Here is a 10538-nt window from a genome sequence, read left to right as displayed (position 1 = left end):
GTGCTTGGTTTCAAAAGAAACCGAAGCCGAACAAGACAGTGAAGCTGACACTCCATCATCGAACTTGCGTTCTAAGAGCGTTGATATACAGACGTTGATCCATCGAAATGAACCAAACCGCCCACATATCTCTTCAGTCATCCAACAATGTCAAAGAGCAAACATCCAAGACCCAAAAGCAGACCGTCGCGCAAATCTTGCAGCGCCACCGCCTACATCCAACCAAGAATGCCCCAGTCTCTCCTGAGCGTCACAACCGTCTTTCCGATCCGTCAGCAGCGTCGCCGCCGCGCCCCGTAGCGCCTCAGCGCCGCCGGTGAAGGGGGTTCTAAGCATAACCTCAGAGGCCCGCAACCCCTTTTTTGCAAAACTGTCATTTTTTCACCCAAAATCAACAAAACAACATGTTTTCATGCAGTTACAAGACGTTTGAAGTGATGCCAGCATTGAGGATTTTACTCACCCTCCCCAAGCTTAATGGTTTGCCGTGAGATGAATCATGAAGCCATGTCTATATGTTGCGGTCGAAGCTCTGGCACGCACCAGAGGGATGCGGAAACGACGACTCGAGTCGCCTACCTGCCCGCCAGGCATTCGCCCTATAGGTCGATTTCCAGCACCCCGTCGGGGTCCGCTGCACGAGATTGGCACAAGACTATCGCATCGCGCCGTTGCGCTATGGACAGAACGAAGTCGCGGTGCTCTGCCTCTCCGGCCAGCAATCCGCATTTGCAGACACCGCAGATACCGTCAGCACATTTCACATCTACATGGATGCCCTGCTCGGCCAATGCATCCGTGGCGGTTTGCTCCGCACTCACATGGATATCGCGACCAGAGCGCGCCAGTCTCAAGACAAAGGGATGATTTTCATACTCAGGCTGCTCCGGCACAGAGAAATACTCCAGGTGCCTTGCGTCCTCCGGAAAACCGGCAGCCTCGGCCGCTGTCATGACAGCTTCCATATAAGGCGCGGCCCCGCAGGTGTAGACGTGCCAGCCCGGCTGATACCCCGACAGGATCTGGTCAAAGGCTGCCCGCGTCCCTTCTTGTGATATATGGAGGTGGACCTTGGACGCCCAAGGCATCTGGGCGAGATCATCAAGGTAGCCGCCCTGCTCCCGCGACTTGATCGAATAGTGGAACTCAAACTCCGCGCCCAATGCATGCAAGCGGTGCGCCATGGCGATCATTGGGGTGACCCCAATCCCGCCCCCCATCAAAAAAGTCTTTCTGGCGCTTTCATCGAGCGGAAAGTGATTGATCGGGCGAGAGATGAAAATCCGGCGCCCTTCCGAGAAGATCCTGTGCAAGAGCTTTGAGCCGCCACGCCCGGCCTCTTCTCGCAACACGCCGATCTGGTAATGCGAGCGATCCGCCGGATTGCCCGACATGGAATACTGACGCAGAAACTCTGGGGCGACGACGATATCGAGATGCGCTCCGGCGCTCCACTCCGGCAGATCGGAGCCATCGGCAGCACGGAACTCGTATTTTGTGACTCCTGCGGCCATCTCTTCGACCTTTGAGACGATCACCTGTAGAACCGGGCTTTCGTCATCATTGGTATAAAGGTGGTCCCAGTCACCGGTTTCGCCCCGCTCTCTTCGTTGTTTGTATTCCTCAGCGGTGATCATAGCCTGATAGGCTTCGATCCCGGCTTCGCGATCCATCGGAAACGGATAGGGATAGGGGTGCGGTGCGAGGTGGGCCGGGTAGACCGCCAGCGTCTGATCCTCGTAGCGCAGGTTGAGGTCCTTTTGCAGATCCCGCGCATTCACCGGATGCCGGGTCGGGCGATAGGCACCGTCTTCTTCCAGTTCCAGATCCCACCACCATTTCTTGGTCGGGTTCATCTCGCCATGGCCCAGCATATCGTCGAGCCGGGCCAGTGCGGGGGCGGCCATGGGAATGTTCATTGCCGCCCAGCGGAAGGGCTTTTCCGCAAAGATCCCTTCGAGGTTCCATGGACAGGTTTTCATGCACCGCCCGCACATCGCGCCGCCGGGCGTGGTGATCCGGTAGGTGGTGCATTTCTGGCTGTCGGATTTCCAGATCTCGTAGCCGTTGAACATCAGCTTCGGACCCGCAGTGATCGCGCCCGACGGGCATTCGCGCGCACATTTATTACAGGACTCGCAAAAGGATTGCAGGCCAAAGTCAATCGGCTTGTCATGCGCCATCGGCATGTCGGTGGTCACCACACCGGATTTCAGGCGCGGACCGAGGAAGGGGTTGAGAATCACCTCGCCAATGCGTGAGACCTCACCCAGACCGGACAGCAACAACAAGGGCGGCTGCAGAACCTCACCATCCATCACCGTATGCGCCTTGGCCTTATAGCCAAGATTGCGGATCTGGCGTGCAATCACCCCCCCCAACAGCGAGAACCGCAGATACGCGCGCATGGATTGCGCAACCGCAATCCAGTCGTCACCTGAGGTCCCTTCGGTGGTGTCGAACCCCTGATCGACGATCATCGAAATCGCATGCGGCTGATCCGGCACAATGGGTGTGCCGGTGGCGTCATGGCTGTACCATGTCCAATCCGGGCAACGGCTGATCCCGACCGCATCAATCCCCAACCAATAGGACGCCGCCTTCACCATATCCGCATTGCGCGTGGCATCCGTCGGACGAGGTCCGTCGGCAGGCGTGCCGTCCTGCAACAGCACAAACGCCCCAAGCATTCGCCGCTGCGCCATTGAAGGCGCTGCCTTGCGGACATAGAAGCCGCCGGTCGCGGCCTTTTGGTTCCCCTTGCCCATATCGCCGAACTGGGCACGGGCAAACATATCGGCGCGTTTGGGCACACGGGCCACGCGCGCCTCATCTATATATGTCGTGGGCGTCTCTACCCGCTTCAGTGTCTCAAACGGGTGCGGGCCGTCGCGAAAATCGCGCTCTTTATAGGGATCATCATTCAGGGCAGACCGCTCTGCCCCTGCCCCGATCCACCAGCGCAAATCGCGCCCTTTTTGTCCGGGCTGTTCCGGCAGCGGCGCCAAGGGGCGATCTTCGGCCAACTCAAAGTCCGTGGTCACGGCTGCCAGACCAAATCGCGCGCCCAGATAGGGCGCAACAAGCTGGCCGTTTTCCATACGCACCAACCCCGCCGCAACCGCGAGCCGGTTCAGATCCACATCAGACGACGTCCCGGTATGCGCCTTGGCATCCCAGCCCAGCAAACGGATGTAGTTGGCAATCACAACAGCGGTTTCGGCGCTGCGCAAACAGGCTCGATGCGCCTCCGCGCCCTCGATCCAGTCACATCCCGCCTCTTCCGGGCGAGGATCACGCGGCATTTCATAAAGGAACACAATCGCATGACGATGCGCACCAATCGTGGTGGGTGGGGCGTGCATGGCTTCTTTGAGGTCCGCCATGATCATGTCGATCCCCGAGGCCAGCGTCTTGGTCTGGCGGGTTTTCAGATCCTCGGCCAGACGGTCGATGTCCGGATTGAGCCACGGCGTTGACAGGCGGGCCTCTTCCGTCATCGGCCCGATACCCACCATGGAGGCATCCGCAAAATACCCAAAGGCTTTGATGTGATCTGATCGCTCTTGCAGATCGGTGGGCACCTCGCCGCGAGAGCCATTCACCAGCCCATCACGGATCGCATCCATCATCGCCTGATATTCGCATATCGCATTGATGATGCTGTCGGGCTTTTGTGGGCGGCGGAAATCAAGCGGCGCCGAAGGCGGCACCTCGCTCAGATCTACATGATCGCAGCGCTTCAATCGCTCCAGCGGGAACGGCCCCAAATGAACCGGCCGGTTCCGGGAGGAAAAGAAACGAATGGACATGCTGGCTCTCCTGCGTCGGATGTGGCGTGCGCCTGAAAACGGCGGCGCGGCTCGCGTTTTATCGCGGCTACAGCACATCTGGCAGAATGAAGACGTCTGACGTGCCGACAGGTGGCACGGGCTATTGGGCTGGATACCCCAACCGGATCAGCAAACCCGCCCCATCGACGTCAATGAGGCCGTTTTGGCCCTCGGCGTTTCAGGTCGCGGGAGGCTGAGGGGAACACGTCCTGAAAGCTGTTCGTATATCCCTGTCGTGTCTGCGCGACATCATCAGCTGTGGGCGCGACGCGCCTCGGCCACCAGGGCTCCGATATGAGCGATCGTCTCAACGGTCATCGGCTTGCTGTAGAACGCCTTGACCGCGTCGTAGCCTTCCGCCGCTTCCTGGTCGCGCGGATCCATCGAGGTCGAGATCACCGCAACCACCTGATGGGAAAAGGCTTCACCGAATTCCGCCGACGCCGCCGCGAGAAACTCCAGACCATTCATCGCTGGCATGTTGATGTCCAGAAAGATCGCATCACAGGGGGCGTGGTCCGGCCTGCGCAGATACGCCAGCGCATCACGCGCATAATAGCAGGGGATCAGCTCCACAGCGACATTCGCTTTTTTGAAGAGACGCCGATACGCAAGGTGATCGAACTTGTCGTCATCCACCACAAGGACACGCGTCAACTCCGCCGCCGCGTTCATGACCCCGCCCCCCAGAACCGAATACTAAAACAGCTGCCCTTTCCGGGTTCGGACTGCACCTGTACGGATCCACCGTGAACATGCGCAACCCGCTGACACAGCGCCAGTCCGATGCCGGTTCCGGGATAGTCGTCATGCGTGTGCAACCGCTGGAACAATCCAAAGATCCGTTCCTGCTGTGCAGCCGCGATTCCGATACCATTGTCGCGGACCGACACTTCCACTTCGCAATCATCGACGTCGCTGGCGGCCTCGATGTGCAATACGCAGGGGCGGTCTGGCGCTCTAAACTTCAGCCCGTTGGAGATCAGGTTTTGCAACAGGCTGCGCACCTGCGTCGGAAGGCCTCGTATCACCGGAAGCGCTCCGACATGTACCTTCGCCTGCGCCGCGTCGATGTCGGCACGCAAATCCGCCAGCACCTCTTTGCAGAGCTGCGCCAGATCGACCGGCTCGAACCGAGGCTCCAGCCCAACCAATTGTGAATAACACAGGGTATCGGCGATGATCCGGGACATGCGCGCGGCTGTCGTGCGCGCCGCAGAGATCAGCTCCTGCCCGTCTTCATCGATGCAGTCCTGATAGTCCGAAGCAAGAAACTCCAGCATATTGGTCATGGTATTCACGGGCGACTTCAGATCATGCGACAGCGCATAGGTGAACTGCGACTGTTCCTGATTGGTCTGCCGCAACTGACCGTTCAGCGCCCGCAATTCCTCGACCTTGTTCTGCAATTCGGCGGTACGCGCCCTCACCTGCTGATCCAGCTGGTCACGCTGCAAGGTCAACATGCCGGAGAGTTTGCGCAGCTCTTCCTCGACGCGGCGGCGTTCGGCGATCTCGTTTGTCAGCGTTGCAACGCTGGCGCCATAGCCGCGCAGCGCCATGTCGTAGACCGAGACCGCTTCGAGATAGAAGGCCTCGAGCCGCGTTTCCGTAAGCTCCCGATCTGTACTGTCCGCCCGGAGTTCGCGCGCGGCATGAAAGTGGATTTCGCCGATGTCGCTGATCGCAACCTGCGCCTGCAATGCGGCGCGCGCGCATTCATAAGCCTCCAGAAGGTCCGCCTCACCGCCGTTTCGCGCATAGGCAATCAGGGCCTGCCGGTATCGGCGTGCCGCATCTCCGTTCAACGGCTCAGGGTCAACCAGAGACAGTGCTTTCATCTCATTGCCTCGACCTTAAGAACCAGCGCAAGGCAGTCATCTGATGGCCGACCATAGGTCTCCAGTATCGTGTCGGCCTGCGCTTGCACATTATGCCCATGCATTGGGGCTCCGCGATAGGATCGCCGAACACCATCTGTTGTCAGAACCAGCACATCACCCGCTTCGAGTGCGATATCAATGACGCGTATCCCGTCATAGGCGACCCCAAGCGTGCCGCTTCTCTGGATCAGGCCGCCATTTGGCATTCCGCACCGCAGATGCAGCCCGTCGACATCGCCAACGGCCGCCCAGGATGCCGACATCGTCCGCAAGGATACCGACACGGCCGCCATTGCCGCCCCCCTTACACGCCGTAAGGATTCATGGGCCGATGCAAACATATGCTCAAGCGAGGTACAGTCCCGCTGCTGCACCGCCCGTAGCCCGATGGTCGCCGCCTGATGTGCCTCCGCGCCGCTCCCCAGACCGTCGATCACAACCGCACGTATGTCCTCGCCATCGCGCAACAGCGTGTAGCCATCGCCACTGTGCCCCGAAACCTTGGCGCGCCCCGCAACGGCCCAGCTCAGGACATTGGAACTGCCGACGATATCGATCCGCCCTGCCACTATCTCCCCATCCACTTGATTGCCGTGACGACCACGCCCTCGCCCACGGCGGTGACGACATCAAAGTCGTCCATGATGCGCTTCGCCCCCGGCAGCCCCAGGCCAAAACTGTTTCCGGTGGAAAACCCGTCCGCCATTGCGCGCTCCAGGTCCTCAATGCCGGGACCGTGGTCGCGGGCGATGATACGCAGCCCCATGCGGCCCCGCCGACGTACCGGTGTGATTTCGATTTCGCCCTTGCCGGCGTAATTGACGATATTGCGCGCGAGCTCGGAAATCGCAGTTGCGATCAGGGCCTGATCCGGCCGGCTGTACCCCATTCGCTCAGCAATCTGCCGACCGGACTGGCGGGCGGAGATGACATCGGAATCACGACGAATGGCCTGAATATCGCCACCAAGCGCCCCCTCTACCTGCATGCTAGCCGGCCTCCAGCAAGGCCAGGCCACGGTCCAGATCCAGCGCCGTGGCGACATCCGGCAAGGTGACGCCCAGCAAGACCATGGAATAGGCCACGTCCGGCTGGATCCCGACGATCACCAACCGAGAGCCGCGCAACCGCACCGCCTGAGCCATATCCGACAGGCTGCGAGATCCGAAACTGTCGAGCACATCCAATGCGCTCACGTCGACGATCACGCCACTGGCCCGACAGCGGATCACCTCTTCGAGAATGCGCAACTGCAGGTCCAGAATATCCCCGTCGCTCAACTCTTCCTGAATCGACGCGATCAGCACGTCTCCCTGGCGCAGAATGGGCACACGGCTGCTCATCCCCCTACCCTGCCATCAAGCGGTCGGCCAGCTCGATGCCACTTTCCAGATCTCCGGCGGTCTGCAATTTCTCTGCGGTGACACCGACCTTTACAAGCGATTGCGCCACCTCTGCCGACAGTCCGGTCAAGACGGAGCGCACCCCCATGAGCCGTGCTGCCGACATCGTCTGGATCAGATGATTGGCCACCGCACTGTCCACCGCGGCGACGCCGGTGATGTCGAGCACCACCGCCCGGGCCCGGTGCGCTCGGATACCCTCGAGCAGTTGCACCGTCAGCGCCCGTGCACGAAAGCTGTCCAATGTCCCGACCACGGGGATCAGCAATAGGCCTGGGCGCAGTTGCAACACAGGCGTCGGCAATTCGCTCAGCTCCCGCTCGCGATCCCGGATGGTCTCTTCTCGGGTGTCCACGTAGGTTTCAAGCGCAAGCGCCATGTCAAAATGCGCGAACTTGAACAAGGACAGCAGCAGTGGGAAGGCCGAGTCGGGCTCTTCCTTCATCCGGTCGAGCACGATCGTCGCGAGGCGATTCAGATAGAAGGCATACGCGCCGATATACAGCGTCGGCGTAACCCCCGTGCGTTCATGAATGCCGCCGATCCGGCGACGATCCGCGATGTAATCGTCATCCAGCTCCGCGGAGATCAATTCCCTGAAGTAGCGCAGCTGCCCGGCTTTGACCTTTTCGACGTGATCGGGGCCGTGGAAATGCTGCGCCGCCACCGGGTCACTGAGCAGATGTTCATAGAATGTTTCAATGATCGACTCGGCCACGCTCTCGGAGATTTCGCCGAGCTGCATGGTTCGATCCCGGTCTTCCGGCGACAGGTCGAACCATTTCATCGCCTTTTGCAGATCATAACCATTGCGCGCATCCTCCGCCGAGGACGCAATAATCTCGAGCATGGGACACCTCGAACCGCCTAACACTACATCGTAACACCTCCAACCCTATGCCCGCGTCGTTAACAGGGCCTTAATCGCAGCGTCTGCGTTCGGCGGGAAGCGAACGTGCCCTCGCAGATGTCAATCCGCGCGCGCCAAGCCCCGGTCGTTATTGCGAGGGCATACGCGCCACCACCTTGATTTCGAAATCAAATCCAGCGAGCCAGTTCACCCCGACGGCGGTCCAGTTCGGGTAGGGGGCATCCGGAAACATGACCGCCTTGACCTCCATGATGTCAGCAAACTGCTGTTCCGGATCCGTATGAAACGTGGTCACATCCACAATGTCGGCAAATGCGCACCCGGCCGCGTCAAGAACAGCGCGCAGGTTCTCGAACGCGCGCTCGACCTGCGTCTTGAACTCCGGTTCCGGGGTGCCATCCTCGCGACTGCCGACCTGCCCCGAAACAAACACCAGGTCTCCTGACCTGATCGCGGCGGAATACCCATGTTGCGCATAGAGCGCGTGGCGATTTGCTGGAAAAATCGGTTCATTGTTCAGTGCCATGACAACCTCGCAGAGATAAGAATGGTAGGATCACGCGCGTTCATATACGCTACGTATGTCAAATAATCAGATACGCGCCGTATGTCAATTGGCATACGCATCGTATGTGAAGGGAATGGATTGAATGGCACCACGATCTCGCGCCGAGAAGATGGAAGAAACCCGACTGAAACTGATAGACGCCGGGCGCCGGGCGTTTGCCGAAAAAGGCTTTGCCCAGGCCTCCATGGATGAGTTGACCGCGGAGGCTGGCCTGACCCGCGGGGCGCTCTATCACAATTTCGGCGACAAACGCGGGTTGCTCGCAGCAGTTGTCGACCAGATCGACAGCGCCATGGCGGCGGATGCCAAGGCAGCGGGTACAAAAGCCGGAGGCGGTTGGCCCGGATTGCTGGCAGAGGGTGCGGCCTACATCCGCATGGCACTTGAACCGGAAGTGCAGCGGATTGTCCTGCTGGACGGACCTGCGGTTCTGGGCGATCCGGCGCAATGGCCCAGCCAGAACAAATGCCTGCAAGCCACGATCATGACCCTGCAGGAATTGGCACAGGCGCATATCATCAAGCCGGTTGACATCGAAGCGGTCGCGCGGCTGTTGAATGGCGTCGCCCTGAATGCAGCCTTGTGGGTGGGCACCAGCGACGAACCGGAAGCCACGCTTCCCAAAGCGCTTGCCGCCTTTGAGTGCCTTGCCTCAGGCGTTCTAAACACTCATCCCGAGTAAGAGCCGCAACTGCCCCCGGCCAGATCGTGATCACCGGCCGGAGAGGCGCACAGCCTGGCGTTGCAGGCCGACGGTGGGACCGCCGCAGTGCAGTGGCATCCCCCCGCGGACAGGATCCGAGGGGAAATGCAATGTCCATCAGACCGCAGAGGCATCAGGGTCTGGCGGCAGTGATCCTGCACCAGCCCCTGGCCTGTGGTCATCAGAGATCAGTTCAGATCTTTGGCCCGGGCAGCGTCAATGTCGGCTTCGGCCCGAGCAACCGCTTCGGTCAGGGCCGTAAAGGCTTCTTCGCCCTTGTCGACATTGGCCTTGAACCAGTCATAGACCGGGGACGCGGCCTCTTTGAAGGCGGCTTTCTGCTCTGGCGTTGGCACGTAGAGATCCCCGCCACCGGCAACGAAGTCCTCATAGGCTGCGATGGATTTGCGCTTGGGCGAGGCAAAGGTGGCCTGTTGCAGCGCATAGAAGCCATCGACGACCACCTGACGCATGTCTTCCGGCATCGCCATGAAAGTTTCGTTCGACATCCACCACAGCGCGCCCATGTAGGCATGGCCGTCCAGCGTCACATATTGCAAACCCGCATCCGGGAACTTCATGCTCATGATGTCGGTGATGCCGTTCTTCGACCCTTCGACAACGCCGGTCTGGAACGAGGTGAACAGCTCCGGCCACGGGATCGGCGTCGGCGACGCACCAAGGGCCTTGACCAGCTCTTGCGGCAGGTCGGCAACCACGGTGCGGATCTTCAGACCTTCCATATCCGCAGGCTCGGCCACCCGTCGCTTGGTATTGGCAAAGTTGCGCCAGCCGCCGGTGTTGCCGATGGTCATCAGGCGGATGGTATCGCCGGAGTCCTCAAGCGCCATGTCGCGGATGGTGCGGGTGAAGTCCCCGGACAGCACATGCTCCGCCACCCGGTCGTCGGCCATCAGATAGGGCAGGTCCAGCACCTGCACATAAGGGAACAGACCGGACGCGCCGCCAGAGGTGGAGATATAGACGTCGATGGACCCATCGGCGACGCCTTGCAGACACTCCGCCCCGTTCGAGCACAGCTGGGTTCCGATGAACAGCTCCACCTCGATGGCGCCATTCGAGGCCGCTTCGACGTAGTTCTTGAACACCACGAGGCCGTCATAGTCCTCGTCGTTTTCGTTGGAATTGGCCGTCGCGCGGATGGTATAATCCGCGGCCGTAGCCGAGAGCGCAGTCCCAGCCATAAGTGCCGCGACTGCGACGGTCTTCAACGCTTTCTTGAGCATTTAGTATCCTCCCTGATGCTCTTGATTTTA

10 protein-coding genes are annotated in these 10538 nt (G+C 60.1%); 1 reads left to right on the top strand and 9 read right to left on the bottom strand.

Annotated features, from left to right (window positions below; translation table 11 throughout):
• Positions 1-599 precede the first annotated feature (599 nt).
• The 8 genes from ACXAF5_RS04835 to ACXAF5_RS04800 all read right to left on the bottom strand — a co-directional run bounded on the left by ACXAF5_RS04835 (position 600) and on the right by ACXAF5_RS04800 (position 8516).
• On the bottom strand, positions 600-3812 hold the full coding sequence (locus tag ACXAF5_RS04835) for a reductive dehalogenase (protein ID WP_474945738.1): 3213 nt from the start codon (positions 3810-3812) through the stop codon (positions 600-602).
• A 273-nt stretch (positions 3813-4085) separates the two neighbouring features.
• Positions 4086-4508, bottom strand: a complete 423-nt coding sequence (locus ACXAF5_RS04830) for a response regulator (RefSeq protein WP_474945737.1) — start codon at positions 4506-4508, stop codon at positions 4086-4088.
• The gene (locus ACXAF5_RS04825; protein ID WP_474945736.1) at positions 4505-5674 is read right to left on the bottom strand and encodes a sensor histidine kinase; all 1170 of its coding nucleotides are present in this window, start codon (positions 5672-5674) and stop codon (positions 4505-4507) included. Before ACXAF5_RS04825 ends, ACXAF5_RS04830 begins: the two co-directional genes overlap by 4 nt.
• Positions 5671-6285, bottom strand: coding sequence for a SpoIIE family protein phosphatase (locus ACXAF5_RS04820; RefSeq protein ID WP_474945735.1), 615 nt, complete (start codon positions 6283-6285; stop codon positions 5671-5673). Before ACXAF5_RS04820 ends, ACXAF5_RS04825 begins: the two co-directional genes overlap by 4 nt.
• Positions 6285-6704, bottom strand: coding sequence for an anti-sigma regulatory factor (locus tag ACXAF5_RS04815; protein ID WP_239369238.1), 420 nt, complete (start codon positions 6702-6704; stop codon positions 6285-6287). The genes ACXAF5_RS04820 and ACXAF5_RS04815 overlap by 1 nt, the downstream gene beginning before the upstream one ends.
• A gap of 1 nt (position 6705) precedes the next feature.
• Positions 6706-7059 carry an STAS domain-containing protein gene (locus tag ACXAF5_RS04810; RefSeq protein ID WP_239319176.1) on the bottom strand — a complete coding sequence of 118 codons (354 nt, stop codon included), beginning with the start codon at positions 7057-7059 and terminating at the stop codon, positions 6706-6708.
• A gap of 4 nt (positions 7060-7063) precedes the next feature.
• Positions 7064-7969, bottom strand: coding sequence for a protoglobin domain-containing protein (locus ACXAF5_RS04805; protein WP_474945734.1), 906 nt, complete (start codon positions 7967-7969; stop codon positions 7064-7066).
• 148 nt (positions 7970-8117) lie between these two features.
• On the bottom strand, positions 8118-8516 hold the full coding sequence (locus ACXAF5_RS04800) for a RidA family protein (protein ID WP_474945733.1): 399 nt from the start codon (positions 8514-8516) through the stop codon (positions 8118-8120).
• Between the two features lie 124 nt (positions 8517-8640).
• On the opposite strand from ACXAF5_RS04800, the gene ACXAF5_RS04795 reads away from it, so the two are divergent.
• On the top strand, positions 8641-9240 hold the full coding sequence (locus ACXAF5_RS04795; RefSeq protein ID WP_474945732.1) for a TetR/AcrR family transcriptional regulator: 600 nt from the start codon (positions 8641-8643) through the stop codon (positions 9238-9240).
• A 209-nt stretch (positions 9241-9449) separates the two neighbouring features.
• Here ACXAF5_RS04795 and ACXAF5_RS04790 read toward each other — a convergent pair whose 3' ends face one another.
• Positions 9450-10508, bottom strand: a complete 1059-nt coding sequence (locus ACXAF5_RS04790; RefSeq protein WP_474945731.1) for a TRAP transporter substrate-binding protein — start codon at positions 10506-10508, stop codon at positions 9450-9452.
• Between the last annotated feature and the right edge of the window lie 30 nt (positions 10509-10538).

It is taken from the genome of Epibacterium sp. ABV4_022 (assembly GCF_056159345.1).
This window is presented reverse-complemented; position numbering and strand designations above follow the sequence as displayed.